35 protein-coding genes are annotated in these 25,921 nt (G+C 51.7%); 29 read left to right on the forward strand and 6 right to left on the reverse strand.

Annotated elements, in window-relative coordinates; translation table 11 throughout:
* Positions 1–59 precede the first annotated feature (59 nt).
* The 3 genes from M1F25_RS21570 to M1F25_RS21580 are packed head-to-tail and all read left to right on the forward strand — an operon-like array spanning position 60 to position 2,351.
* Complete coding sequence (locus tag M1F25_RS21570; RefSeq protein WP_001151305.1) at positions 60–845, forward strand: ParA family protein; 786 nt, start codon at positions 60–62, stop codon at positions 843–845.
* A 3-nt stretch (positions 846–848) separates the two neighbouring features.
* Positions 849–2,030: a ParB/RepB/Spo0J family partition protein gene (locus M1F25_RS21575; RefSeq protein ID WP_001207227.1), complete on the forward strand. Its 1,182-nt coding sequence runs from the start codon at positions 849–851 to the stop codon at positions 2,028–2,030.
* A gap of 48 nt (positions 2,031–2,078) precedes the next feature.
* On the forward strand, positions 2,079–2,351 hold the full coding sequence (locus M1F25_RS21580) for a helix-turn-helix domain-containing protein (protein WP_000703827.1): 273 nt from the start codon (positions 2,079–2,081) through the stop codon (positions 2,349–2,351).
* Positions 2,352–2,403: 52 nt separating this feature from the next.
* Here M1F25_RS21580 and M1F25_RS21585 read toward each other — a convergent pair whose 3' ends face one another.
* The gene (locus tag M1F25_RS21585; RefSeq protein WP_000074431.1) at positions 2,404–3,039 is read right to left on the reverse strand and encodes an N-6 DNA methylase; all 636 of its coding nucleotides are present in this window, start codon (positions 3,037–3,039) and stop codon (positions 2,404–2,406) included.
* A gap of 91 nt (positions 3,040–3,130) precedes the next feature.
* Entirely contained in the window at positions 3,131–3,274 is a 144-nt protein-coding gene (locus tag M1F25_RS21590) for a hypothetical protein (protein ID WP_000939033.1), read from the reverse strand.
* A gap of 326 nt (positions 3,275–3,600) precedes the next feature.
* On the opposite strand from M1F25_RS21590, the gene M1F25_RS21595 reads away from it, so the two are divergent.
* From M1F25_RS21595 to M1F25_RS21645, 11 genes are read left to right on the forward strand one after another with little or no spacing between them, the layout of a single operon-like run.
* Positions 3,601–3,978, forward strand: coding sequence for a hypothetical protein (locus M1F25_RS21595; RefSeq protein ID WP_001125904.1), 378 nt, complete (start codon positions 3,601–3,603; stop codon positions 3,976–3,978).
* The gene (locus M1F25_RS21600) at positions 3,971–4,252 is read left to right on the forward strand and encodes a hypothetical protein (RefSeq protein WP_000044823.1); all 282 of its coding nucleotides are present in this window, start codon (positions 3,971–3,973) and stop codon (positions 4,250–4,252) included. The genes M1F25_RS21595 and M1F25_RS21600 overlap by 8 nt, the downstream gene beginning before the upstream one ends.
* Positions 4,227–4,901 carry a hypothetical protein gene (locus M1F25_RS21605; protein ID WP_000344149.1) on the forward strand — a complete coding sequence of 225 codons (675 nt, stop codon included), beginning with the start codon at positions 4,227–4,229 and terminating at the stop codon, positions 4,899–4,901. The genes M1F25_RS21600 and M1F25_RS21605 overlap by 26 nt, the downstream gene beginning before the upstream one ends.
* Entirely contained in the window at positions 4,894–5,400 is a 507-nt protein-coding gene (locus M1F25_RS21610) for a hypothetical protein (RefSeq protein WP_000566443.1), read from the forward strand. Before M1F25_RS21605 ends, M1F25_RS21610 begins: the two co-directional genes overlap by 8 nt.
* 5 nt (positions 5,401–5,405) lie before the next feature.
* Positions 5,406–5,717, forward strand: coding sequence for a hypothetical protein (locus tag M1F25_RS21615; RefSeq protein ID WP_002210541.1), 312 nt, complete (start codon positions 5,406–5,408; stop codon positions 5,715–5,717).
* Between the two features lie 8 nt (positions 5,718–5,725).
* Entirely contained in the window at positions 5,726–6,226 is a 501-nt protein-coding gene (locus M1F25_RS21620; RefSeq protein WP_000647188.1) for a hypothetical protein, read from the forward strand.
* A gap of 3 nt (positions 6,227–6,229) precedes the next feature.
* Positions 6,230–7,657, forward strand: coding sequence for a DNA cytosine methyltransferase (locus M1F25_RS21625; protein ID WP_000936897.1), 1,428 nt, complete (start codon positions 6,230–6,232; stop codon positions 7,655–7,657).
* On the forward strand, positions 7,657–8,313 hold the full coding sequence (locus M1F25_RS21630) for a hypothetical protein (RefSeq protein ID WP_000268552.1): 657 nt from the start codon (positions 7,657–7,659) through the stop codon (positions 8,311–8,313). The genes M1F25_RS21625 and M1F25_RS21630 overlap by 1 nt, the downstream gene beginning before the upstream one ends.
* A 55-nt stretch (positions 8,314–8,368) precedes the next feature.
* The gene (locus M1F25_RS21635) at positions 8,369–8,986 is read left to right on the forward strand and encodes a hypothetical protein (RefSeq protein WP_000464630.1); all 618 of its coding nucleotides are present in this window, start codon (positions 8,369–8,371) and stop codon (positions 8,984–8,986) included.
* A 12-nt stretch (positions 8,987–8,998) separates the two neighbouring features.
* Positions 8,999–9,193, forward strand: coding sequence for a hypothetical protein (locus tag M1F25_RS21640; RefSeq protein WP_231138427.1), 195 nt, complete (start codon positions 8,999–9,001; stop codon positions 9,191–9,193).
* A gap of 25 nt (positions 9,194–9,218) precedes the next feature.
* Positions 9,219–9,497 carry a hypothetical protein gene (locus M1F25_RS21645; RefSeq protein ID WP_000746034.1) on the forward strand — a complete coding sequence of 93 codons (279 nt, stop codon included), beginning with the start codon at positions 9,219–9,221 and terminating at the stop codon, positions 9,495–9,497.
* Between the two features lie 90 nt (positions 9,498–9,587).
* Here M1F25_RS21645 and M1F25_RS21650 read toward each other — a convergent pair whose 3' ends face one another.
* The 4 genes from M1F25_RS21650 to M1F25_RS21665 are packed head-to-tail and all read right to left on the reverse strand — an operon-like array spanning position 9,588 to position 13,115.
* Entirely contained in the window at positions 9,588–10,076 is a 489-nt protein-coding gene (locus M1F25_RS21650; protein WP_004201072.1) for a hypothetical protein, read from the reverse strand.
* A 14-nt stretch (positions 10,077–10,090) separates the two neighbouring features.
* Positions 10,091–12,283, reverse strand: coding sequence for a DNA topoisomerase 3 (locus M1F25_RS21655; protein WP_000366823.1), 2,193 nt, complete (start codon positions 12,281–12,283; stop codon positions 10,091–10,093).
* A complete protein-coding gene (locus M1F25_RS21660) occupies positions 12,283–12,516 on the reverse strand; it encodes a hypothetical protein (protein ID WP_001191890.1) in 234 nt (77 codons plus the stop codon). The genes M1F25_RS21655 and M1F25_RS21660 overlap by 1 nt, the downstream gene beginning before the upstream one ends.
* A complete protein-coding gene (locus M1F25_RS21665; protein WP_001249395.1) occupies positions 12,498–13,115 on the reverse strand; it encodes a hypothetical protein in 618 nt (205 codons plus the stop codon). Before M1F25_RS21665 ends, M1F25_RS21660 begins: the two co-directional genes overlap by 19 nt.
* A 167-nt stretch (positions 13,116–13,282) precedes the next feature.
* On the opposite strand from M1F25_RS21665, the gene mobH reads away from it, so the two are divergent.
* The 15 genes from mobH to traA all read left to right on the forward strand — a co-directional run bounded on the left by mobH (position 13,283) and on the right by traA (position 25,738).
* Positions 13,283–16,255, forward strand: a complete 2,973-nt coding sequence (mobH, locus tag M1F25_RS21670; RefSeq protein WP_318840344.1) for a MobH family relaxase — start codon at positions 13,283–13,285, stop codon at positions 16,253–16,255.
* The gene (traD, locus tag M1F25_RS21675; protein ID WP_000178857.1) at positions 16,252–18,117 is read left to right on the forward strand and encodes a conjugative transfer system coupling protein TraD; all 1,866 of its coding nucleotides are present in this window, start codon (positions 16,252–16,254) and stop codon (positions 18,115–18,117) included. The genes mobH and traD overlap by 4 nt, the downstream gene beginning before the upstream one ends.
* A 49-nt stretch (positions 18,118–18,166) precedes the next feature.
* Positions 18,167–18,712 carry a hypothetical protein gene (locus M1F25_RS21680; protein ID WP_000228720.1) on the forward strand — a complete coding sequence of 182 codons (546 nt, stop codon included), beginning with the start codon at positions 18,167–18,169 and terminating at the stop codon, positions 18,710–18,712.
* Entirely contained in the window at positions 18,669–19,298 is a 630-nt protein-coding gene (locus M1F25_RS21685; protein ID WP_000743449.1) for a DUF4400 domain-containing protein, read from the forward strand. Before M1F25_RS21680 ends, M1F25_RS21685 begins: the two co-directional genes overlap by 44 nt.
* Positions 19,299–19,345: 47 nt before the next feature.
* Positions 19,346–19,522, forward strand: a complete 177-nt coding sequence (locus tag M1F25_RS21690; RefSeq protein ID WP_169342285.1) for a hypothetical protein — start codon at positions 19,346–19,348, stop codon at positions 19,520–19,522.
* A 241-nt stretch (positions 19,523–19,763) separates the two neighbouring features.
* On the forward strand, positions 19,764–20,141 hold the full coding sequence (locus M1F25_RS21695) for a hypothetical protein (RefSeq protein WP_000869297.1): 378 nt from the start codon (positions 19,764–19,766) through the stop codon (positions 20,139–20,141).
* Positions 20,141–20,803: a hypothetical protein gene (locus M1F25_RS21700; protein WP_001231464.1), complete on the forward strand. Its 663-nt coding sequence runs from the start codon at positions 20,141–20,143 to the stop codon at positions 20,801–20,803. The genes M1F25_RS21695 and M1F25_RS21700 overlap by 1 nt, the downstream gene beginning before the upstream one ends.
* Positions 20,804–20,983: 180 nt before the next feature.
* Positions 20,984–21,127 carry a hypothetical protein gene (locus M1F25_RS21705; protein WP_001275801.1) on the forward strand — a complete coding sequence of 48 codons (144 nt, stop codon included), beginning with the start codon at positions 20,984–20,986 and terminating at the stop codon, positions 21,125–21,127.
* Between the two features lie 11 nt (positions 21,128–21,138).
* Entirely contained in the window at positions 21,139–21,504 is a 366-nt protein-coding gene (locus M1F25_RS21710) for a hypothetical protein (protein ID WP_001052530.1), read from the forward strand.
* Positions 21,505–21,648: 144 nt separating this feature from the next.
* The gene (traL, locus tag M1F25_RS21715) at positions 21,649–21,930 is read left to right on the forward strand and encodes a type IV conjugative transfer system protein TraL (protein WP_000805625.1); all 282 of its coding nucleotides are present in this window, start codon (positions 21,649–21,651) and stop codon (positions 21,928–21,930) included.
* Entirely contained in the window at positions 21,927–22,553 is a 627-nt protein-coding gene (locus M1F25_RS21720; protein ID WP_001049717.1) for a TraE/TraK family type IV conjugative transfer system protein, read from the forward strand. Before traL ends, M1F25_RS21720 begins: the two co-directional genes overlap by 4 nt.
* Positions 22,537–23,454: a type-F conjugative transfer system secretin TraK gene (locus M1F25_RS21725; RefSeq protein ID WP_000794249.1), complete on the forward strand. Its 918-nt coding sequence runs from the start codon at positions 22,537–22,539 to the stop codon at positions 23,452–23,454. Before M1F25_RS21720 ends, M1F25_RS21725 begins: the two co-directional genes overlap by 17 nt.
* A complete protein-coding gene (locus M1F25_RS21730) occupies positions 23,454–24,767 on the forward strand; it encodes a TraB/VirB10 family protein (RefSeq protein ID WP_024131605.1) in 1,314 nt (437 codons plus the stop codon). Before M1F25_RS21725 ends, M1F25_RS21730 begins: the two co-directional genes overlap by 1 nt.
* On the forward strand, positions 24,764–25,342 hold the full coding sequence (gene traV, locus M1F25_RS21735) for a type IV conjugative transfer system lipoprotein TraV (protein ID WP_000793435.1): 579 nt from the start codon (positions 24,764–24,766) through the stop codon (positions 25,340–25,342). Before M1F25_RS21730 ends, traV begins: the two co-directional genes overlap by 4 nt.
* A 78-nt stretch (positions 25,343–25,420) precedes the next feature.
* Positions 25,421–25,738, forward strand: a complete 318-nt coding sequence (gene traA, locus M1F25_RS21740) for a TraA family conjugative transfer protein (RefSeq protein WP_064754699.1) — start codon at positions 25,421–25,423, stop codon at positions 25,736–25,738.
* Positions 25,739–25,921 lie beyond the last annotated feature (183 nt).

Below are 25,921 nucleotides of genomic sequence, written 5' to 3' on the forward strand. Positions count from 1 at the left end.
ACATGTGAAAGTTTGGGGGTGGTCTTGATCACCTGCGAGAAACCAAAATAGAGGTGGGTATGGCAAAAGTAATCAGCTTCGCCAACCAGAAAGGCGGAGTGGGTAAGAGTACCCTCTGTATCCAGCAGGCCTTTTATCTGGCGTTACAGAAGAAAAAGAAAGTGCTGGTCTTGGATATGGATGGTCAGGGGAACACGTCCTCTCGACTGGCCCCCAGACGAGAGCTTGAGGATGGTGACTACGAGCCCATCCTCACTGGAACCAAAACCGCAGAGCTGTTCGCTTACGAGCTGGACGGCATTGAGGTCATGCACTGCCCTTGCGGTGCAGACCTCATTCATACGCCGAAGAATGACCCGGATCTGTTTGAGATGGAGGCTGTGCCTCTTGACCAAGCCATGAATCCGGCTCGCCATTTGGCTGAGCTGTTTGAGAACTACGACTACGTGCTGATTGATTGTCCGCCTAGCCTCGGCAGAAAGCTGGTGGCAGCGTTGGTGATGTCTACCCATGTGGCATGTCCGGTAAAGCTCTCTGGCTTCGCTGTGGACGGCGTAGAAGGTCTCCTGAACACGATTATTGGTGTGCGCGAGGCATACAACCAAAATTTGGAGATCCTGGGCATCGTGATCAACGACATGGACCGCTCTGTCAATCACGACAAAGCCCTCAAGTCGCTGGAGAACACAGTTCCGGATCTGCTGTTTGAGAACAAAATTATGCACCGGCCTCCGCTCGATACGGCGACGACTGATGGCATCCCTGTCTGGGAGCTTCGCTATGGACATGTCGCGGCCAAAGAGGTTGAGGCGGTGTTGGAAGAACTATTAGAGAAGGTGGGCTAAGCGATGGCATTGAACAATTTAAAAGGCCTGTCCGAACTTGCTAAAGCCGCCAAAGGCAAGAAAGGCAAAGAGGTTCTTACCGTACCTGTTGACGACGTTGTATCCAAGGTCCAGGTTCGTAAGCGCTTCCGTAACATTGAAGAGCTGGCGGCAACCTTGCTGACCGAAGGGCAGCAATCTCCGATCATCGTGTTCCCGAAGAATGAAGAAGGCAAGTTCGTCATCCAAAAAGGGGAGCGGCGTTGGAGAGCGTGTAAACACGCTGGTATCGAGACCATTGACCTGGTGGTGAATGATAAGGTCCAGAACAATTTGGACGAGACTGCTGGTGAGCTGATCGAAAACATCCAGCGGGATGACTTGACTCCGGTAGAGATTGCCGAGGCGTTAAACCTGTTTATTGAAGAAGGTTGGAAGCAAAAGGATATTGCTGATCGGCTCGGTAAGAATATCACTTTCGTATCTACGCATCTGTCGTTGCTCAAGCTACCTGACTGTGTGCGTGAGTTATACGATAATGAAGTATGTTCTGATACAGAGACCTTGAATAACCTTCGTCTCTTGTTCGATCTGAATGAAGAAAGATGTCGCGCCGTCTGCGCGGTGGCTATGTCTGACGGGATTACTCGTAAACAAAGCCGTGAGCTGCTGAATGATGCCAAACGTATCAAAGACGAAATGGAAAAAGGCCCACTGACTGGCTCCCACCAGAATGATGAGCTTGGCGCTGGCAACACCGACGAGCAATCCCTCAACTCGGGTGGGGATGGTACGTCGGAACAAACCGGGAATGACGACCTGAACCTTGCCCAGGAGGAACTGGAAGGGGGTAAAAATTCCAATGGTCAGGACGATGATGACGAAGACCCTTTGCGTGATGAAGAGGGTGAGCACAAAGATCCTGTCAAGCAGCCAGATAACAGCGGCAAGGACAAAGATGAAGAAGGCGGTGATGCTCTTCCTCCTCTGCCGAAGGACAAGGAATGGAAGAACGTCCGGGCTGACAGTTTGATTTTTGCTGTCAACGTTAACCTGGATGGCGAGACCAAACGTGGAGTCATCATGACCGACCGTGTTGCTCTGGTTCCGTCTACTGTCTGGGTTAAAACGCTCGATGGCGAAGGCAAGGAAAAGCATGTTCATGTGCCTGTGTCAGACATTGAACTCCTGAGTGTCGAAGGCTAATAAAGGAGGCCCAGCCAAAGAGGTTGGGCCTGTCAAGAACAGGTGAATATGAAGATCTCACAGGACATGAAAAGAAAATTTGCTTTGGTGAATGCCCTGTCTAAAACGGAGAAGCCAAGTCTCCAAGACCTTCACAAGGCAACAAATATTCCTGAATCAACGATCAAGAGACAGTTGTCTGCCCTGCGTGATGAGTTCGGAATGAATATCTTGTTCGTCAGGGAGTCTACCGGCGAACGAGGTGCCACCGGCTACTACATGCTGACAGACTGGGGGATCTTAGACAGGTCTTCGTTCTTGAACCGGTACGGAAAACTGTAAGGTGCCATAGAGCAGCGCATTGAATGCAAAACCCGCCAATCGGCGGGTTTTTTTATGCTGCCACGGTAGCGGCGGTTGCTGGAGGTTTTTCGGCGTAGTAGGCGATGTTCTTGGTTCGTCTGCTAAGGGTGTCTATGCCGACGATACTCAGCGTTTTGGGAGTGGTATTGCGGGACTCGAAATAATGGAATAGCTGGATCATGCAGCACTTCACCATCAACGGATCGATGTCTTCCAGGTAGATTGAGGCTTCTCTCAATGCTTCGGGACCGTGGTTCTCGATCAGGTTTTCCATCCAGTGAATGGCGTTGATGCCAGAACCACAGCAAGGCTCATAAAAGTCTGCCGAAGACTGTGAGCCAACAATGAGTGACATCAAGCGGCCAATCTCTGGAGGAGTGGGGAAGTAATTGGTGCCCTTCTTGTGGAAGCCAGACATGCTTAGGACGTAACCCAAAACATCGCTGGTGGGGTCGCGCTTAATGGCGGCAGACAGGACGTGAGAGAGCTCGAAGGCGACCGGCTGAAGTTCTTCCGGGATCTCCTCCTTGGCTGGGTATAGGCCAGTCTGCAAGTATGCCCACTGGTCAATAAAGGCCTCAACAAACCGAGATGTGCCCATTCTGTATCGGGACTGCTCGATGAGAGATAAAGCCTTGGATGTAAGTTGCTGTGTTTCTGGTGACATAAGCGCTCCAGTTTGTTCTGACGAAACATTCAAGAGGTAGAAACGAAGAACCCCGCCGAAGCGAGGTTCTTTGCTTTCCTGCCTGATCGCCTTAATGCCGAAGCAAAGACGTCTTGATAAAGTCGGGGCAACCGGACATTTCCCGGTCGATGAAGTCCTGACGTTTCGCCAGCGGCCATTTCATGAACGCCGCGAGCGGGATGCGCTTATTCGTGTTAGTATTGCCTTGCAGCATAACAAAGCTCCTTAATTGCTTGATTGTGTTGTAAGGGCTGCAACGAAGGTCGAAGAGCGATGCGGCCCTTATTTATGATTATTACAGCATCATAAAATAATATCAAGAGACAATAAAACGATACCAAGAAACAAAACTTTCACATGTGAAAGTCTCCCCGCTGTCCACCTCGCACACTCCAAACGCCCAAACGCCCAAATAACTTGTCTATCTGCCCAAAATGGGCGCGTAAGCGTCCGATAGAAAGTAATTGTTAGTGAGATATTGACTACACGGAATATGGCTATATCATAGAATCATAAAATGATGCTGTAAAAGTGATATGTATGCCAAAGCAAGCAAATCATCTCCGTTTGAAGAAACCTTGCGCCAACTGTCCATTCCGGAAGGAGGGCGCTATCGAGCTGGCCCCTGGGCGATTAGAAGGCATCATCAACGACATCGTTGAAAACGACATGACGACGTTTCATTGCCACAAGACCGTGCACTCAAAGTCAGGTGGTGAATGGGATGAAGAGGGTAACTATGCACCTTCGGGACAAGAGTCGATGTGTGCCGGTGCTGCGGCTTACTTGATGAAAATAGGCAGGCCGACAGTGGCTATGCGAATTGCCTTTGCGTTTGGTGATGCAAAGGTGTCCGACTGGGACGAAGCTCAAGAGCTGGTTGTCGAGCCTTTGGTACAAGGGGACCGAAATGAGTAAGCGATATGCGGTAGTGCCGCATCCGAAACTGAAACGAGAGTACAAAGGTCGGCTGGTCAGAACTACTCGGGTACTAAAAAACGGCTGGGGGTTGATCCCTCTAGGGGCTGTGGCAACGGTCACGCATCAGTCTCCCAAGGGATCAGAACTGACCTTTGAACCATGCGACTGCTGCGGCCTGAAAGCCATTATCAGTCATGTAAGCATGGACTCCATTGAATTTATCGAACCGATTACTGAGGAAGAAGATGGACGAGAACAAGCTCAACATTGAAACGGTCGATGGGCACAACGAGCTGGTAGTCAGCTTTTTGTCCAGAATGGTAAGCCTGAGTGACGAGGAAAAGCAGACAGTATTGTCCTGCCTTCCGGACACCGGCAAACAAACAATCACCCAGCTCTATGAGGCGCTGCGTTCTCAAGGGCACCAGGATCTTGCAGAGAAAGTCGAACCATACCTCCAGCAGGGGGTGTTTGGGCCGATCTTCGATAACGCCAAGTCCAAGGTGTTCGTTCGGGACGAAGCGCCTTTTTTCCTCATGGATGAAAATCCTTTGAACTGGGATGACGCTAAAGCATTCAATCGCCTACGTATGAGTACGACCTGTGTTCTTGGCCGTGGCGGCTGGACTATCGGTGAGCGCTTTGATGACCGCTTTGATACCGAGGTGGGCGGAACACAGCTTATCGTCACTCAGTCACTCAACGAAAAAGGTGAGATTGAAGGAGGACTTCCTACCTCGATGTCGCTGAATGACTTTGCTGAGTTCCCTAAACAGCCAAGGCCTCCTCAAATAGTCGATTACCAGGAAGACAAGCGATACACGCTTGAGGAAGCGGAAGCTATCCCTGAGCTCGCACCAGTGGTTCAGCGTCTGAAAGAGCGCATCGAAGAGTATGAGGAGAGAAGAGCCCATGATTGACCTGACATGCCGCCTTTGTGCTGGTTCCGGTGTTTATGACTTTTCCCCTTCCAAAGAAACCTGCGGTATGTGCCAAGGGCATGGGAAATTTGTTGACGCCAAAGCAATGCTGGTGGCTGCCATCGAGCTGGCAAAGAAGCAACGCGAGCCTGTCATTGAAGTGGTAATGGGGTTGGTGCTCCAGGGTGTGGATGTTAGAGGGAAGGAGCCTGGAGAGCGGTTCAAGGCTGCTCAGGCCTTTAACGCCCCAGGGCACAACCTATTACGATACGGGTGGGATGCTTGGGAGCTCTATGCCCTCCATGAGGGTGTAAGTCCAGAACTTGCATCGCTTGGCCGAAGTGTGATGCGCGAGTGGCATAGCCATTCATGGGGCCGGTTCAGTGGAGAGGTAGGCTTTAACGCCGCCGAGATCATGATCAAACAGGCCAAAGACAACCCAGAAAAAGCAGAAGAGCGCTGGGCGTTCCTGCTTAGTGAAGAATGGATGGTGGAGTAATTGTCGTGACAGAACAAACCAATAAGAAATTGATGCTGGATGAGTCTCCAGATATGCCCCTGCAATTCAAGTGGAGAAAGTTTGGTGGTGCGATTTTTACTGCCACGCAAACAATGGAGCACGTCAAGGAAGGACGTAAGCTCGGGCCGACTCCAGCAGGGATGCTACCTCAAGAAGTGTGGCTGAACCGCCTGATCGCTATGGAAGAAACCCTGCCACGAGGGAAGTTTTTTGACAGATTCCGCCGCCGCGACAAAAACGAGCAGTATGACTTGGCCGCCGATCATCTCCGTCTTGTCGGACAGAAAAAGCGATAGGGGGATAGATGAAAGCCCAGGCATACCCACCATCAGTCATTCGTAAAGGCGCTGTGTTGTACGCAGCCCTTTATTACATCTCTGATGATGATAAAGCAAAGGTCGAGGTTACAGAGTGGATAGTTCGCTCTATTCAGAAACGACGCAACTCAACCAGCGATCAACGCTATGTCAATCTTGCCCAAAAGTTAGATGGGATTACGTGGGGGAAAAGGTCACGGAAGAATGGGGACTTTGGTTGGTTGCCATCTATACCGAGCTGGTGCTTGAAGCAGTTCCGGGAAGGTGGCGAATTGCCTTTTGGCGTTTATACGACGCGACTGGCCGCTCTCAAGTTTGCGAAAGTCAGCTTGCAGGAAGAGGTCCAATATTGCGAGGCCGAGCTGAAAAAGGCTCAGACAGAAGAGGATACTCAGGAACTCCAAGAGGAGCTGGCGGAGAACCAGAGACTTCTGAAAGCTGCTGGAGCAATGGTGAAGCGCGAGCAAAACAAGAAGAAAAGAGGTTGACCAATGTTACCGATCGTCTCCCCCTCCGTAGTAACCAAACAACTTGCGTTCAATCGAGTAGGCGATAAACGCAAGGTTAGGGTTTCGTCCAACTTTTTGGATGTTATGGGGTTCAAGCCAGGTATGGGCATCGCCGTTGAGCCAGGGGAGGGGATGGGCGGTTTTTCGGTGATCCCAGCGACCGATGAACTACAGACACACCAGGTTTATCAGCGCCGGTATCAACCAAAGAGTCGCTCCAACAACCCGCTGGAAACCGTTATTGAGTTTTCTGGACAAGGGCTCATAGATAAGTGCTTCCCTCGCTATACAGAGCGTTTCCACGTCGAAATGCGAAAAGGTCGAGTAGTCTTCACTCCCGTCGCAAACAGAGCCTTTGCCATTGCTGATCGGTTCAGAAAAACCAGCCCTTTCCGTGCCTTTGTGGCATTGACTGGCGGGGTAGACATTCATGTTATGGAATCGCTTGGCTGGAAGGCTGAGATTGTTTTGGAACATCGTCCAGTTGAAGCCAGAGACAGAGCATCCGGGCGGAACCTGAGTGAAGTACATGCGCTCAATACGCTGGTGAACAGCTCCCCGCGTATCCTGCTGAATGAAGACATTCATCACCTGGAGCTGGATCGCCTTGGAGCCTTGCTGGCGGAGTGCCCACCAATTGGTTTGGCCCATTACTCGTTGGGGTGTGATGACCACTCAAACGCCAAAAGTCCAAGGGACAAAGAGCGTTCTCTTGAAGATCTCTCCACCATGCTCGACATGGTTTACCCGGCACTAAAACAGATCGAGGTCGTGAACCCTGCCGTCGTGCTGGTGGAAAACGTCCCGAACTTCAAAGCATCCGGAGCCGGGGCGATGATGGGAACGACACTGCGGCGGATGGGGTACTTCCTCACTGAGATGGTCTTGAACGGTCTGGATTTCGGCGCGTACCAGGGGCGAGAACGCTATTACATGGTGGCGTCGGTCTTCCCTGGGTTCGTTCCACCGAAACCTGAGCAGAGAGCTGGTGGACGATTGTGGCCGGTGATCGAGAAGCACCTCGGGGATTGTGCAGACGTCACAGCGTTGAAGTCAATTCAGGCCAGAGAGTCAACTTCTCGCAGGATGCCTGCGTTCTTGACGAGAGAAAGCACCAGTTGCCCGACCATCCTCAAGTCTCAGGATCGTGGGGTAAAGGATGCAGTGTACATCCAAGACGGTGGCCGCATTTACAAGCCATCGGTCGATCTGGTTCAGGAGTTGATGTCGATACCTGATAGCTTTGATATTTCGTGGATGGCAAAAGAACAAGCGACAGAAACACTTGGGCAGAGTGTGGATTACAGATTGCATTCAGCGGTCATGGCCGCAGTTCGGGATCACCTGAATGTGAATTGCGGTCGCCATACCGTGGTGCAGCACGGTATCAGAAGTAAGGAAGGTAAATAATGGCAGTCATTTACTACGGCGAGGGAACCCATGACGCCGGTTTCGTCGGGTTCCGTGTCGCACGAACAGTTGGGGTGGCGGATGATTACCGGCAGGAATACTTCTCCTTGAGAGAGTATTCCTACGCAACAGCTCACCGGCTGGCCTACAGCTTGGACCGAAAGTGGGAAGCTGAGGCAGAAGAGGTGAAGCGTCAGAATAAGACTTGTAAGCGGCGACGCAACTCCGGGCCAAATATCATTGCTGAGGGGCTGAGGGCTTATATCAGTATCGAGAACCGGAGCCGGATGGGGGTGAAGAGAACCTACTTCGCACCTTGTTTTCTCGTCACAAAGCCAGGCTACGGCAATGGGGATATTGTTTTCAGGATTTCCACTCATGGCTACGCAGAAGCCTACGAAAAGGCGGTGGAAAAATATTGTGAGATCCATGATTTGACGGATGAGCAGTATGTTGAGTTGCTTGACCGTATGCCGAGTACAGAGGTGTTCACTGGATACCTGCTGAATGCTCTTTTAATACGCGGTCATCGCGCCACAAAAGCTGAAATACTGAGTAAGCTGGGGGCTGCGAAGAATGAAGATGACATCACCAATAGCAAAGGGAAAAGCGGCCACAACAGAGTGCGTTGCCCAGAGTATCGGTGGGCGCAATAACAGCGCCAGATGTTCAAACCATGTTTTATAGCAACACCTCTTTGGGGGCGGAATTATGTTTTTTGATAACAAAGTAGAATCTCACTCGCTCGTAATGGGAGCCAGCGGGAAGGGCAAATCGGTCTTGTCCGAACAAGTGCGGAAAAACGCGAGGCTGCGCGGTGATCTGCTGGTGGATACTGAGATGTACCGTGAAGGTCGAGGGTTGAAACCATACGAGCATGAGTACGCTCGTCGCTTAGTTCTGGGGCTAAGTGGACCGTTGCCGCGTGAACTGCGTGGGAAGCCGGTGACGGTTATCTCTGATGTGTCCAGACCAAAAAAGGTAAAGCGTCAGCCAAAGCAATTTGTTAAGACCGTAAATGGCGTCACCCTTGAACGCCAATTGGTGGCAGATGCAAGAGACCAGTTGGAAATGCAAACAGGCGTCTGGCTCAAACAACCTCAGCTCATCGAGCTGATGGAAGAGTCGGGCATAGACGAAACTCTAGCCGATTTTGGTGAGGCTGAAACACAGATCCGAGAAATGCTGGCGGATGCGTTGGCGATGAAACTGGTAGGGCGCTCATGGCCCAAGTGTGGAGCCCTCTATAACGCGGCAGAAAAGTCCGACGTTAACTTTTCCTCCGAGCTTGATGCTGCGGCAAAAGAAGCTGGATACATGGTTCGCTGAATGGGATTTGGTGTGGACAAGATAGATCGGCAAAGTTGGCTCGTTAAATTCAGGCGAGCGAAGTGTCAGGACACTTTAGACACGATGCGGGATGCGGCCATTCGCAACTATGAAGGGAATATTCGTGTTATCGCGGATATTGTATTGGCCCATGAGGCGAGAGAGACAGAAATTGAAAAAGGGATGTTTTGTCTAATAGTTAGATAGTCTGATGAGCTATCAGGTGGTGATTATGAAAAAGAGAATACTTCATCTGCCCGTAAAAAAGATTTACTTCGATCAGATCAAATCTGGAGAAAAACCAGATGAATATCGCCTCGTCACAGACTACTGGATAAAAAGACTAGAGGGGCGCGAGTATGATGAAGTCCATGTTAAGTGTGGCTACCCAAAGGCTGGAGATATGTCCAGGATAGAGATTCGTCCTTGGCGTGGCTTCTCAAGGAACGTCATAACGCACCCGCACTTTGGAGATTATCCGGTTGAAGTATTCGCCATCCATGTGAATTGATTTTGGTATTCTGATTTAAAACTATTGTAGCTCAGGTATCAAAAGAACTTGGGTAATTAAAGATAAGGGGCCGACGGCCCCTTAATTGTTTTAGTTTGTGAATATTGAACAATCGAGGTGGGATAGCGCTTGTTCGTAGCTACCTTTGTGGTTCGTCTTACGCAGTGCCACCAGCTCAACAATCAATTGGCTTAAAGCCAGTGATTGAGGCTCCCAGACGCGCTTGCATTTGTCAGCCATGTTGGCATTTACGTCTGTAATGACGTAGAGGAAATCAGGGACGTCTTTCAAGGTCCCCAGGCCTTTTGCCATATCAACAGCCTCAGGGTTTTGATAGCTTCGAGTGGCGCTCAGGTCATCGTGGGAAATATAGCTGGCAGATGTCTCAGCGAAACCTAACACCATGCCTTTTCCTGCGCTTTTTGCAATGGCCGAGCCGATAGCTAGAGTTGGCATGATGGCCTGACCTATTTGGCGGGTAGATGCAGTTGCCAAGCCTGAGGCGATGTTCTTCCCGGCATCTTCGGCAGTGGCAGAGCTGGTTGTGAGCATCGCAGTTAAAATGATTTTTCCAAACATACTTAATTCCTCTATCAATCCATAAAGTCCGACTTTTTGAAGGGCATAGTGCCTTTGCAATCGGGATACGCTGTGCAGCCCCAGAACTTAGAGGCTCGTTTCTTGCCAGGGGCTTTTCCTTTCCTGAGACGCATCGGGCTACCGCAATCTGGGCAGTCTGGACAATCCTCCGCCGCGATACGTTTCTCGGGTTTCCCTCGGTTGTCTGGGAACGTCTTCTTGCAAGCCTCGTTCTGGCAGCCCCAGAAAAAACCGTTCTTCCCTTTGATCCGGTGCATCTCTCCACCGCAGTTGAAGCATTCGTGTGAAGGAGGCTTCGCGCCCTCGAAGGCTTTAGCCATCGCGCCACCTTCTTTGGTCAGAACCGGTGCGGCCACTTTGAGCTGCTCAACCATTTGGCAGATCCAGGTGGAAATCTGCTTCATGAAGACAGACATGTTCCCGGAGCCGGAGGCAACTTTCTCAAGCTCCTGCTCCCAAGCCGCAGTCATGCCGGGTGATTTGATGGCTGGTGGAAGCACTGCTATAAGCGCATGAGCCTTATCAGTTGCAAGCAGTACCTTTTTCTGACGCTTGAAGTAGCCTTTATCAACAGCGCCCTGGATGATGCTTGCGCGTGTTGCTGGAGTGCCTAAACCGGCTGTGTCTTTGAGGATTTGTTTGAACTTCTCCTCAGTCACGAACCGGGCAATGTTCTCCATCGCGGCAAGCAATGTGGCTTCGGTGAAGTGCGGTGCTGGCCGCGTCATTTTGTTTGCCAGCTCGGCCCCATTCAGCAAGGCAGGTTCGCCCTGGCTAACCCTGGGGAGCTTCTCTTGTTCAACCGGCGCGTCGGTGTCTTCCCCCTCGTCCTTGGGACTGCTTTCACTATCAGAAGCAAACAAAACCTTCCAGCCTTGTTTGGTAGGTGTCTTACCAGCGGACGCAAAGAGGTGACGCCCACACTGCACCTCGATGGAGGTTTTGGTGAACTCGAACTCGCTGTAGAACTGCGCGATGTAGAAACGACGGATGGCGTCGTAAAGATTGAACTCGATCTCAGACATGGCACTGATGTCTGTTCTGGCCGGTGTTGGAATGATCGCGTGGTGCGCGGTCACTTTGGCGTCATTGAATACCCTGGCCTTGCGATGAGGATCTGCGCCAGCCACCAGCCCAGAGACGTTCTGATCGGACAAAATGAGCGCCTGGAGAATGTCCGGAATGTCTTCCTTTTGGCTCTCGGGTAGATAACGACTGTCAGTACGAGGGTAGGTGGTCGCTTTGTGCGTCTCGTACAGAGCTTGAGCTGCATCCAGTACCTGCTGAGCTGTGTATCCCCATCGTTTGCTCGCGTATTGTTGCAGCGACGTTAGATCGAAGGGGAGGGGGGCTGACTCTTTACCTGGTTTGGTTTCTGCTTTGCTGATAACAGCATTGGCACCATTGACCTGGGAGGCTACCTGCTCGGCATAGGCCTTATTGACGCACCGGCCTTGCTCGTCACTGCACTCTTCTGGTGGTATCCATTGGGCGGCAAACTGTCCATTCTGTACGGACACGTTCACACCCAGAGTCCAGTATGGTGAGGGGGTGAAACCGGCGATCTCTCGGTCCCGTTGACAAACAAGAGCGACGGTTGGGGTGATAACCCTGCCAACGTGAAGAGTGTGGTTGAAGCCGACATCTCGGGCCAGCACTGTGTAGAGGCGGCTCACGTTCATGCCTACCAACCAGTCAGCGCGTTGCCGTGCCAATGCGGCGTAGTAGAGTGAGACCGTATCCTTGCCATCCTTTACGTTGTTCAGCGCTTTCTTGATGCTTGACTCATCGAGAGCCGTCAAACAAACTCGGCGAATAGGGCCAGAGTAGCGGAATCGATCCAGAAGCGAACGGGCGATAGCCTCACCTTCTCGGTCGTAGTCCGTTGAGATGTAGATGGTGCTCGCCTTTTTGACCAGTCCCTCAACAATTTTGTACTGTTTGAACGCACTCTTGCGAACGTTGTACCGCCATGACTCTGGTGCAATAGGGAGGGTCTCCAGTGACCATGACTTGTAGCGTTCGTCATAATCGTCTGGCATATACAATTCCAGCAGGTGGCCGAACGCCCACGTAATAACGCGGTTTCCTCCATCATGGAGAAATCCATCACCTCGTTGGGAGGCCTTCATTACGCCAGCCAAATCTTTTGCCTGAGAAGGCTTCTCGCAGATATAAAGGTCCATTAAGCAGCTCCTCTCATCTTTGATTCCAGATTCGCCAGCTCAGTCCAGCTTTGAGCCAGACCTTTGACTTCGGGGTAGTCTCTGGAGAGGTTTTCGAGGACTCCAGAAATGACATAGGCCGCTTCGCTGGAATTACCCCTCGAACCGGCCTCCTGGAGCATGATTAATAAAGCGTCGAAGAGCTCAGCCTTACGGCCTAGCTCTGTCTGGTTTCTTATTTCAGAGCTTTGCATGGGTTCACCACTGAATAGGGACGCACGGACTCGCGCACAATGCGGCGATCTGCGTCAGTTACAGCCTGACTGGTGCAAAAGTGCGTCCAGGCATTCAGATAATCTTTATAGGTGTGGGTAGGTGGTATGCAGCCGGTTACAACGTCCTTGGGGATGTTTGTGGTTCCCTCGGCTTCCACAAAGCGCCAATCGTGCTCGTCCATACCTTTGCCACCATCGCAATAGCGTTCCCAGCGTGACAACTCGTACAGCGAGTAGCCTTTGCCTTTATTCATGGACTTGAAGGTATTGATGGCTTCGTTGACATCCCCGTGCTGTTTGATCCCTGCTGGAGTTTTATCTGAACCAGCGGAGTCATCTTTGACCTTGTTCATCGTTGCGCTGACATTACCGTCGCCCAGCACATGGATATAACCAGGTTGACGTAATGCAGCACCACCGCGCCCCATGTTGTCCCATGCCATCGACAGTTCCCGGCTAACTCGGGCAGGTTTGTCATTTTCGGCAGGGGCAGTCTGGGGCTGAGGCTTTTGCTCGGGGGCGTTAGAGGCACACCCGGCCAGAATTGCCACTCCCAGAATTGCTATCAGTTGTCTCATCGTGTCGTTCCTCATAAAAAATTGTCGATGAGCCCATTCTAAAAGGGGGGGGATGGAAAGCTGGTTTCTCAAACTGCCCAAATTGGACAGATAGGCGTGTGTGCGATCTAAAGGTGTTTTGAGAGCATGTAGCGACGAGAAATACGATAGGAATATGGTCAACCTACATGCTGAAAGCCCTTAACAAGTTATTTGGTGGGCGAAGTGGAGTGATCGAGACCGCGCCGAGCGTCAGAGTGTTGCCGCTTAAAGACGTGGAAGATGAAGAAATCCCTCGATACCCACCTTTTGCCAAGGGCCTGCCAGTGGCCCCACTAGACAAGATACTGGCAACCCAAGCTGAACTGATTGAGAAAGTGCGGAACTCTCTCGGTTTCACTGTGGACGACTTCAACCGGCTTGTTTTGCCGGTGATCCAGCGGTATGCCGCGTTTGTTCACCTGTTGCCAGCTTCCGAATCACACCACCACCGTGGCGCTGGTGGTCTGTTCCGACATGGGCTTGAAGTGGCCTTCTGGGCAGCTCAGGCATCTGAGTCAGTTATCTTTTCCATCGAGGGGACGCCTCGTGAACGCCGTGACAATGAGCCGCGTTGGAGACTGGCGAGCTGTTTCTCCGGGCTGCTGCATGATGTGGGTAAACCGCTCTCGGATGTGTCCATTACGGACAAAGACGGGTCAATCACATGGAACCCGTATTCGGAGTCACTTCATGACTGGGCACACCGTCACGAAATCGACCGTTACTTTATCCGGTGGCGCGACAAGCGACACAAAAGACATGAGCAATTCTCGCTGCTGGCGGTGGATCGAATTATTCCGGCTGAGACTCGGGAGTTTCTGTCCAAGTCTGGCCCGTCCATCATGGAAGCGATGCTGGAAGCTATCTCAGGAACCAGCGTCAATCAGCCTGTGACCAAGCTGATGCTTCGCGCTGACCAAGAGAGCGTCTCACGGGACCTTCGCCAGAGTCGTCTCGATGTGGACGAGTTCTCCTATGGTGTGCCTGTCGAGCGGTACGTGTTCGATGCCATCCGCCGCCTGGTTAAAACCGGAAAATGGAAGGTCAATGAGCCAGGCGCGAAAGTCTGGCACCTCAACCAAGGTGTATTCATTGCCTGGAAACAGCTTGGGGACCTTTATGACTTGATCAGCCACGACAAGATCCCCGGTATTCCACGAGACCCTGACACACTGGCCGACATTCTCATCGAACGTGGTTTTGCTGTACCAAACACGGTGCAGGAGAAGGGTGAACGTGCGTACTACCGCTACTGGGAAGTTTTGCCTGAGATGCTCCAGGAGGCGGCGGGATCGGTGAAGATCTTGATGCTCCGACTCGAATCAAACGACCTGGTGTTTACGACTGAGCCTCCTGCGGCTGTTGCTGCGGAAGTTGTTGGTGATGTTGAGGACGCTGAGATTGAGTTCGTTGATCCTGAGGAAGTCGATGACGACCAAGAGGAAGATGTGTCAGCTCTGAACGATGACATGTTGGCCGCAGAGCAGGAAGCAGAGAAAGCTCTAGCTGGTCTTGGCTTTGGTGATGCGATGGAGATGCTGAAAAGCACCTCAGATGCTGTCGAGGAGAAACCAGAGCAAAAAGATGCTGGATCAACGGAATCATCTAAGCCTGACGCTGGCAAGAAGGGTAAGCCGCAGAGCAAACCGGGCAAAGCAAAACCGAAGAGTGATACAGAGAAACAACCCCACAAACCAGAGGCAAAAGAGGATTTGTCCCCTCAGGACATTGCCAAAAACGCACCACCTTTGGCAAACGACAATCCGTTACAAGCACTCAAGGATGTTGGGGGTGGACTGGGGGACATCGACTTTCCGTTTGACGCATTCAGCGCATCGGCAGAGACAGCCAGCACTGACGCAACAAACTCAGAAATCCCAGATGTGGCAATGCCCGGAAAGCAAGAGAAGCAGCCAAAACAGGACTTCGTTCCACAAGAACAAAACTCCCTGCAGGGCGATGACTTTCCAATGTTCGGTAGTTCTGATGAACCGCCATCATGGGCGATTGAGCCGCTCCCTATGCTGACTGACGCACCAGAACAAACAACACCAGCGCCAGCAATGCCACCTACGGACAAACCTAATCTGCATGAGAAAGACGCAAAGACCTTACTCGTTGAGATGTTAGCCGGGTACGGAGGAGCATCGGCGTTGCTTGAACAAGCGATCATGCCTGTTTTGGAAGGTAAAACGACGCTGGGCGAAGTCCTATGCCTGATGAAGGGTCAAGCCGTCATTTTGTACCCGGATGGCGCTCGGTCGCTGGGTGCGCCGTCAGAGGTTCTCTCGAAGCTGTCCCACGCCAACGCGATTGTTCCAGACCCGATTATGCCAGGTCGCAAAGTTCGTGATTTCAGCGGAGTGAAGGCAATTGTACTGGCGGAGCAGCTTTCAGATGCAGTCGTAGCGGCCATTAAGGATGCCGAGGCGTCAATGGGGGGATACCAGGATGCCTTTGAGCTCGTCTCTCCCCCTGGCTTGGATGCAAGCAAGAATAAGTCTGCACCGAAACAACAAAGCCGAAAAAAGGCGCAGCAGCAGAAGCCTGAGGTTAACGCCGGTAAACCCTCGCCTGAACAAAAGGCGAAAGGTAAGGACTCCCAGCCACAGCAGAAGGAGAAGAAGGTCGATGTTACTTCTCCGGTTGAAGAGCCGCAGCGCCAGCCGGTCCAAGAAAAACAGAACGTGGCTCGCCTTCCTAAGCGGGAGGTTCAACCAGTGGCTCCTGAGCCCAAAGTTGAGCGTGAGAAGGAATTGGGACACGTCGAGGTGCGAGAAAGGGAAGAGCCAGAGGTTAGGGAGTTTGAGCCGCCTAAGGCGAAAACAAACCCGAAAGACATCAACGCGGAAGATTTCTTGCCGTCTGGTGTTACGCCTCAGAAAGCACTCCAGATGCTCAAGGACATGATCCAAAAACGCTCGGGCAGATGGCTCGTGACACCTGTCCTGGAAGAGGATGGCTGCTTAGTAACCAGTGACAAAGCCTTCGACATGATTGCCGGTGAAAACATCGGCATCAGCAAACACATCCTCTGCGGGATGCTGAGCCGGGCACAGAGACGGCCTTTGCTCAAGAAACGTCAGGGAAAACTGTATTTAGAGGTAAATGAAACATGACAATGAGTTATGACCCGCTCGCCTACGAGATGCCGTGGCGGCCCAACTATGAAAAAAATGCTGTAGCAGGCTGGCTTGCCGCCTCCGGCGCGGCTTTGGCCGTAGAGCAAGTCAGCACGATGCCTCCGGAGCCCTTCTATTGGATGACGGGGATCTGTGGCGTGATGGCGATGGCTCGTTTGCCAAAGGCTATCAAACTTCACCTGCTCCAAAAGCATTTGAAGGGGCGTGATCTGGAGTTTATTTCTATTGCGGAGCTCCAAAAGTACATCAAGGACACGCCGGACGATATGTGGCTTGGTAGTGGGTTCCTGTGGGAAAACCGCCATGCCCAGCGCGTGTTTGAGATCCTGAAACGCGACTGGACTTCCATCGTAGGGAGAGAGTCCACGGTCAAAAAGGTTGTCCGGAAGATACAGGGTAAGAAAAAGGAGCTGCCAATCGGCCAGCCCTGGATTCACGGGGTAGAACCCAAAGAAGAGAAGCTGATGCAGCCACTCAAGCACACTGAGGGGCATTCGCTGATCGTTGGGACCACCGGCTCGGGCAAGACCCGTATGTTCGACATCCTGATTTCACAGGCCATTCTGCGTGGGGAAGCCGTGATCATCATAGACCCGAAAGGGGATAAGGAGATGCGGGACAATGCACGACGTGCCTGTGAAGCTATGGGGCAGCCGGAAAGATTCGTCTCATTTCATCCAGCATTCCCGGAAGAGTCGGTGCGTATCGACCCTCTGCGTAACTTCACCCGCGTGACTGAAATTGCAAGTCGTTTGGCAGCGTTGATCCCGTCCGAAGCAGGGGCCGACCCGTTCAAATCATTTGGATGGCAGGCACTGAACAACATCGCTCAGGGCTTGGTCATCACTCATGATCGTCCCAACCTGACAAAGCTCCGCCGATTCCTTGAAGGTGGCGCTGCTGGCTTGGTCATCAAGGCCGTTCAGGCTTACTCAGAGCGAGTTATGCCCGACTGGGAGGCAGAAGCAGCGGCTTATTTGGAGAAAGTCAAAAACGGTTCGCGTGAGAAGATCGCTTTCGCGTTGATGAAGTTCTACTACGACATCATCCAACCTGAGCACCCAAACTCTGATCTGGAAGGCTTGCTGTCGATGTTCCAGCACGACCAAACCCACTTCTCCAAGATGGTGGCGAACCTCCTGCCGATCATGAATATGCTGACGTCCGGGGAGCTAGGCCCTCTGCTGTCTCCAGACTCATCTGATCTGAGCGACGAACGCCAGATCACTGATTCCGCAAAAATCATCAACAACGCTCAAGTTGCTTATCTGGGGCTCGACTCCCTGACCGACAACATGGTTGGTAGTGCTATGGGGTCCATCTTCCTGTCAGACCTGACAGCGGTTGCCGGTGACAGATACAACTACGGCGTCAACAACAGACCCGTAAATATCTTTGTTGATGAGGCTGCTGAGGTGATCAACGACCCGTTCATCCAGCTCCTGAACAAAGGTCGCGGTGCGAAACTTCGTCTTTTCGTTGCAACTCAGACTTTTGCTGACTTCGCAGCTCGACTGGGTAGCAAAGACAAAGCGCTCCAAGTGTTGGGGAACATCAACAACACGTTTGCTCTGCGTATCGTCGATGGTGAAACACAGGAGTATATCGCAGATAACTTGCCGAAGACCCGGCTCAAGTACGTCATGCGGACTCAAGGCCAGAACTCGGATGGCAAGGAGCCCATTATGCACGGAGGCAACCAAGGCGAGCGTTTGATGGAGGAGGAAGCTGATCTGTTCCCAGCCCAGTTATTGGGAATGCTTCCGAACCTGGAATACATAGCCAAAATTTCAGGCGGAACAATCGTAAAAGGCCGTCTGCCCATATTGACCCAGTAAGAGCAGAGCTATGTGTGACAAGAAGTATAGAAATTACGAGGTAGCCATCATGGTCGATGTGAACCCTTTCGACAGGGTTATGAATGAATTGAAAAGTCGTGGCCGCAAGAACGCTCACATCCTGAGCATCCTCCAATTCGACTGGCCTGCATCGGAGGCCATCATCGAGAAGCTGAGCTGCTACATCACAGACGGGATTAAGGCTAATCAGGAGCCTGTGATTTACCCGATCATTGAAGAAGCTCTGCATCGCTACAGCCAGCTCGTGTTTCATGAGCAGAGAGAGAAATATGAAGACCCGGCCAGAATTGGGGCATTTCTGGAAACCCTGATCACCGAAACCTGCCGGGCGTTGGAAGTGCAAATTGTCGATAGTGGCGGTGATTCATGGTCTGTCGATTCAGGAGAGTCGTTCTCACTGTGGCTTTCTTCCCATCCAGGAGAACTATCCATTAACCCGCAGCCCCATGAGGATGAGACCTCTTTGCGTGGCTTGCTGTATGAGCTCATCACCTGTGAGAGCGTGAAAACTGTTTTAAGGAGAACCGACTATGAAGAAGCCGTGGTTGCTGGTCGCATGGCTGCTGGTTATTGAGTTGCTGGCAATATTGCTGCTGATCCCTGGCGACTGGACAGACAGAGCCATCAAAAGGGAATCCGAGCTGGTGGAACAGAGTCTTGGTGTCGAAGCAAGAGACTGGATACAGAACAAAGCATCTACCTGGTTCAGGTCGAGCGTTATTGATTCAGGATTCTATGAGGGGATGTACCAAACGCTGATCCCATCAGAAGAGGAGCGCCAGAAGTCCAAGGGGATGCAGGACATGGGCAAGGGCTGGTTTGTGTGGGTCAAAGGCCGCATGGAAGCCTTTGTCAACGTCATTTACCAGTTCTACACAAGGTTGGCACTGTTAGCCGCGTGGGCTCCCTATATGCTGATCCTGTTCGTACCTGCGGTATATGACGGGATGATGACATGGCGAATTAAGCGGACCAACTTCGATTATGCGAGTCCGGTTCTCCATCGTTACAGCGTTCGCGGAACGATGTACCTGATGGCCGGATTGTTCATCGCGTTCTTCATCCCCATAGCGCTCGATCCGGTTGTCATCCCGATGACAATGATGACGTGCTGTGTCCTGGTTGGCCTGACGTTCGGCAACCTCCAGAAACGGGTATAGGGAGGGAGGATGAGCTACTCCGTTATAAATCAAGATGGGGTGCATCTGTGCGACATCCCATTGAACGTCTACCAGGTGATACGTCGCCAATCCTTGTCTGCGTTGTGGCTTTACTGGGCGCAGAGCTTGAATTTGGTGAAGGTGCTCATTGCTTGCGTCGGAAAGATGATCTTTGTGATGCCGGTAATGTGGTTCTGGGTGCTGGTGGTGTGCCGCTTGGTTGAACCAGAACGTATCTCAGACGTGTCAGGACTTATCTCTCCGGACGTGATCGGGTGGGCCGCTGGTGCGGCCATCACCCTCATTATCTTTTCCGTATTTACACGCCCAGCGTTGTACGGATACCACAACTTTTTCAAGCAGCATATTTGCTCAAGAGTAAAGCAAGTAACGCCGGAACTCAGAACAGTCACTGGGCCACTGTTCTTTTACCGAAACGAAATTGGAACGATATAGAGAGGAACCATGAAAGTAACTAATAGACTCCAACTGCTGGCACTGGGGCTGTGTATAGCCGGTACTGCCATCGCGGCTCCTGATGTGCTCAATGACGACGCAAAGCTCAAGAACCTTGAGAAGGTGTGTCCCGACTGTCAGATGGTGGCAAAAGATGTACTCAATCTGCGGGTTGAAAACTGCCAGCTCAAAGACACTTCCAGTGCAATGATGATTGGCACCATGCAAAATGACCCTATGTTTTCGTTTATGCTGGCTGTACACACAGCGGCAGGCTCGGAGGCATACAAAACGGTAGTTGGTGCCGCTGGCAACCATGTTGACTGTGAAAACCCGTTGAACTGGATCAAGCTGACCCAGCAAGCGATTAAAGGTGGCAAAGTCTAATGCGTAAGAGAGATTTCTTTTTTGGAGAGGTGTATGAGGGGAGTGGAGGAGCCACTCTACGACTGAGTGATATGGAACCATTGGCAAGAAAAGTGTCGGCAGAGTTCTTCACTGCACAACTGAACCGTATACTGAAAGAGCATGACGGTCAGTTGACGCTCAGCGATGGAACGTCGTACCCCAGCTTTTGGAGCTTCATCGACAAGGTTGATCCAGAGCAGGTTGGTTTCGTGGAGATCTACGCTCGGCAGGATGTTAACGATAATGTTGAAGCGACACTGGCGTGTGACATCGTTTTGGTAAATGGTGTGATCACCGTTAAACCTCACTGGTGTGCTTACAAAGACATCAGGGCTGACGAAGTGATTTCCACCTTACTGGTGCCTTTGCATTTGAAGGCTCTCCAGGGTAAGGCTTACATTCGCTGGGATGATGGTGAAACCGAACCTCTGTTACAAAACGACGACTATCAGGCTGAACTTGAAAATGTGTTTAGTGTTTCCAAGTACCCATCAGCCATGAGCTGGGGCGATACAGCAGACCAGAAGGTTAAGCAGTACAAGATGGACCTTGAGTGCGCCACAGATGTTGGTCGTCGAGGTGTCTCATCAGAGCAAGCATGGGATGCTTATCGAGAACTCCGTTACAATAGAACAGTGTGAAACAAGCGGCCATCGGCCGCTTTGAACTTTCACATGTGAAAGTTTTTCGCCTCCCGCTCTTATCATCTCCTCGAATAAACCTCCATAAAGTGCCCAAAATGGGCCGTAACAGCACTGTTCCTAGATTGATCAATTAAGAGACGATTACTCCGTGATGACGACAAGTTATTTGGAGGGTCTATGTCCGCACAAGCTCACGTCAGAGAAAGCGAAAGCTCATCTGGTTCATTCATCTCCTGGCAGTTCCTTGTCTGGCAGGTGATGTTCGTTATAGGTGTTGTTGCAGGGATGAACCTGGAACACGCATTCAATTTTCTAGGTTAATGGGAGGAAGTGTGAACCTTAATAAACAATTTTTCTGGTTTTTGATGAACGCGGTGCTGATGTGCATCTTCATCGTTCCAGTGGCCGTCGCGTTTTGGCTGTCTGCTTTTGCGGCAGGTTTTGACTGGAGTCAGTGGGTTAAGTTGGCTGCTGATACGGCCAACAGAGCTGCAAGTGACCCGGCCAAGGCTCTGGGCACGGTTCAGACCTACTGGGGCATTCTCAGCTTCTTCCTGCTGGCGGCGTACAGTCTGATGTTCAAGTTTAAAGCCAATGCTAACAAGGAAGTGAAAACTCTGGAGGTGGCCCGACCAGCCAATGAAGTTAGCGTTGCGGCTTCGGAAAAACATTCGGAAGCGGTTCCTCAAAATCAATAACCGATCCAGTAAACGCAAAAAAGGCGGCTTAGGCCGCCTTTTTTTATTTGTCGCTGGAAGTGCCCGAAAAGGGCGCGAAGCCGTGGCAGAAAATCAGTGACCCTGAATGAGAATACAGGCCACTAGGAAAAGAAGAGGGTTGCTATGAAGCCTGTAAAGATACCGCGCCGGGTCGATGAGCCCCCGCATCTGCTGTTGTGGAGCGCAGATGAGTTGGCCCCGATGCTTTTGGGGCTAACGATAGGGGTCATCATCGGTAAGGCTCTGATCTGCTTTCTGGGGGGGTTACTTGTAACCAACCTTTATCGCCGATTCAGGGATAACCATCCGGATGGATACCTGCTCCACATGATCTACTGGGCCGGGTTCATCATGACCAAGGCCAAATCTCTCAAGAACCCGTTTGTCCGGAGGTATTTGCCTTGAACCTGAAAAAGTATCTCAAGACCTGGGAAGGGACCCAAACAGAAAATAAGTGGGGGCGAATCTTCCAGGGTGGTCTTATTGCTATCGTTTTCCTGCTGGTGGTCCAAGTATTCAGCAAGGAAACCATCGTCACTATCCAGCCTTTCACGCTCACGGAAGAAGCCTGGGTGACGAAAAGTAACGCCTCTCAGTCCTATAAAGAGGCTTGGGGTTTCGCTTTTGCTCAGCTCCTTGGCAATGTGACGCCAGGAACCGTTGACTTTGTGAAAGAACGGATCACCCCGCTTCTCTCCCCGAGCATCTATCAGGACGTGATTGATGCCATCGAAATTCAAGCTCAACAGATCAAGAACGACCGCGTAACCATGCGGTTTGAGCCGCGTTTTGTTGAGTACGAGCCCAAGAGCGACAAGGTGTTTGTCTACGGATATTCCTACGTCAAAGGGGCTTCTTCTAACGAAGAGCGTAGCGAACGCTCCTACGAGTTCGCCATCAAGATTTCAAACTACGCGCCCGTGCTGGACTACATCGACACCTATGTAGGAAAGCCACGCACCAAAACTGTTTTGGAGCAACTCCAGCGCAAAGAAGAAAACCGGAGAAAGCATGAAGAACAACGCTAAACTTTCGCTCCTGGCGCTGTCCTTGGCGCTTGGAACTTCAATGGCCTATGCCTCGGATGACATTCCTGTTGTCCCGGCCAGTGTTATGAAAAAGGATGTTCCTGCCCCTGTGACGTCAGGACAAAGCTCCCATGAGGTTGTGGGCAGCATGAATGAAAACCCCTTACTGACGATGAAGCCGGGGGTTAACCAGATCATCCCGATAGCCGTTGGTCATCCGAACCGAATCGTCACGCCTTTCAGCAATCCTGAGATCGTTTCAACATCTCTGACCGGGGCGACGGATAACGGCCAGTGTGGTGAGGTCTGCATCAAAGAGAATGTGGTCTATGTCGCCACGGATAAGCAGTATCCGGTGACTATGTTCATTACTGAAAAAGGCTCGGAAGCCCAAGCTCTCAGCCTGACGATGGTTCCCCGTCGTATTCCGCCCAGAGAAGTCTTTCTCAAGCTCGATGGTGGTGTAGGTATCACTGGTGCTTTTGCCAATACCAAGGCTGAGACCTGGGAACAGAGCCAGCCTTATGTCGAAACCATCCGGTCGGTATTCCGCAAGATTGCTCTTGGTGAAGTCCCTCAAGGTTACACGTTGAACCGCATCCCTGCTGGTGCTGCGGTGCCGAGCTGCGCTCATCCTGGGGTAAAGGTGGATTTCAGCAAGGGGCAATACATGATGGGCCACCACCTTAACGTGTTCATCGGTGTCGCCCTGAACGTCTCTGATCAGCCTATTGAGTTCAAAGAGGCGTTGTGTGGGAGCTGGGATGTGGCTGCGGTGACTACGTGGCCGCTTAACGTGCTTGAGCCCGGCCAGAAGACGGAGATCTATGTGGCGAAGAAGCAGAAGCGTGGTCTCGCACCAACGTCTAAGCGTCCATCGCTGCTGGGAGGTGCCCAATGATTAAGCGATTTTGGACACAGTTAGACCCCAACAAGAAGCGTTGGGTGTCTATCGCTGGCGGCGTCTTCGTTCTTTTTGCGGTCGTGACAATGTTCTCTGGTGAACCCAAGAAAGAAGAGAAGCGCGGTCGCCAAGAAACCATCAAGCACGTTCTCACAGACAAAAACACCCGTGAGATCGGGATAGATTCGTTGTCTGCCGATGTGAAGATGGTGTCTCGTGAAAACTCCGACCTGAAAAAGGAGCTGGAACGAGTCAAGAAAGAGCTGGAGGAAACCAAAACCACTGCCGGGAAATCCAGTGATGTTGGCCGTGAGATGACCCGCCTTCGTCAAGATTTGGACCGCCTGACCCAGAAGAACATGGAATTGGCTAAGAAAGTCGAAACCGGCGCTGCTGGTGGAAAAACATCCTCTTCATCAGAGGATGCCAGAGCCGATGTTAATGGTGCATCTGGTGGTGATGGTCAGTTCATGGAGAAAAAGCTCGACTACAAAGATCCTGCATCCTTTTTTCGGGACGCACCGCTTCCTGACTCGAAGGGTGGGGCTCCTGCAACTGGCAAGGGAGACGGTCGTGATGCAACTAAACCAGGCATCCAAATAGTGAGCTACTCGCAGAAAGCGCCAGAAGTTGAAGAGAAGGACAACAAGGATGATGAGTCTATCTACCTACCTTCTGGCTCCATCCTGACAGGGGTGCTCATCAACGGTATGGACGCACCAACATCTCAAGGTGCTCGTCGAGATCCGTTCCCTTCGACCCTCAGGATTCAGAAAGAGGCTATTTTGCCTAACCGCTTCCGTGCGGATGTTCGTGAGTGCTTCCTGATTGTTTCAGGCTATGGAGATCTCAGTTCAGAGCGAGCGTACCTGCGTGGCGAGACCTTCTCGTGCGTTCGGGATGATGGGGGTGTCATAGAAGCGAAGCTGGATTCCTATGCAGTGGGTGAAGACGGTAAGGCCGGTGTCCGTGGTCGCGTCGTATCGAAGCAGGGGCAAATCATCGCCAAGAGCTTGATGGCAGGCTTCCTTGGTGGCGTTTCCGAAGCCTTTGACGTCAATCCTGTGCCGGTCGTTAGCACTAACCCTGGCTCAAATACCCAGTACCAGTCTGTGTTCTCCGACCAGATGTTGCAGGGAGCAGCAGTGAAGGGGGCCAGTAAGGCGCTAGATCGCATCGCTCAGTTCTATATCGACATGGCCGAAGGCATCTTCCCTGTTATCGAGGTCGATGCTGGCCGTCAGGTAGACATCATCGTGACCAAAGGAACCAAGCTACAAATTCGTTCCACCGGGGGAACCAAGAAATGAAAAATTTGAACATTTTGACCAGAAAGGGCAGTTCCAGAGGCGAGGCTCAAAAGGAACAGGCAGTAAGATCCGCAAAGATGTTGGGGGTGGGTGCAGCGCTACTTATTTTGTCGGGCTGTTCGACGTTCAACATCGGCAAGGATGAGTATAGCTGTCCGGGAATGCCGAATGGTGTTCAGTGTATGTCAGCGCGAGACGTTTACGCCGCAACCAATGACGGAAATGTCCCGCGTCCAATGAAACCAGAGGAAGTCGAGGCCAAAGCGGAAGCGGATGGCGAAGGTTCCTCAAACGTTTCAGCGAACTCATCTAGCTCCGGAGACCCGGTGATTGACAACTATGTCGCACCGCGTCTTCCGGATCGCCCGATTCCAATTCGTACACCAGCACAGGTTATGCGGATTTGGGTAGCTCCCTGGGAGGACACCAATGGTGATCTCATCGTGACAGGGTATGTCTATACCGAAATCGAACCGCGCAGGTGGGTGATTGGGGATGGCACACCGCAAAGTGAGCCAGTTTTGAGACCGCTGCAAACGGTACAACACGAACCGAAGTCTGAAACAACCAAATAGGAGATGTTCTTGATGAACGCAAATCAGTTGGCGAATGCCTCAAGTAAAAACAACGCACTCTTCCTCTTCCTGGGGTTGATGGTGGTAGCCTTCCTGCTCGTGCCGGATCAGGCCCACGCTGGTACTGGTGGTACAGCGTTTGACGACGTATGGGTAACTCTCAAGGATTGGACCCAAGGTACTTTGGGTCGAATCGTTGCGGGTGCGATGATCCTGGTCGGTGTTGTTGGTGGTATCGCTCGCCAGAGCCTCATGGCTTTCGCTATGGGTATCGGTGGCGGTATGGGCCTGTACAACTCCCCGACCGTAGTGGAATCCATCATGTCTGCTACTCTGGAACATGCAGAGAAGGTCATCCCGGCTGTTGTGCAACTCAGCAATGGCCTGGGGGTGTAAAAGACACCTTGCCGTTAATCAACGGGTGATAGGGGCAGCCTAAAAGCTGCCCTTATTTTTTGGCAAAAAGTCCAGTCATAACAAATTCCAACTATTTCCCTAGATTCTACGTCAGTACTTCAAAAAGCATAATCAAAGCCTTGATAAATATGCATTCCTTCGAAATTCAGCTTTCACCCATTG

It is taken from the genome of Providencia sp. PROV109 (assembly GCF_033681625.1).
Classification (GTDB): domain Bacteria; phylum Pseudomonadota; class Gammaproteobacteria; order Enterobacterales; family Enterobacteriaceae; genus Providencia; species Providencia hangzhouensis.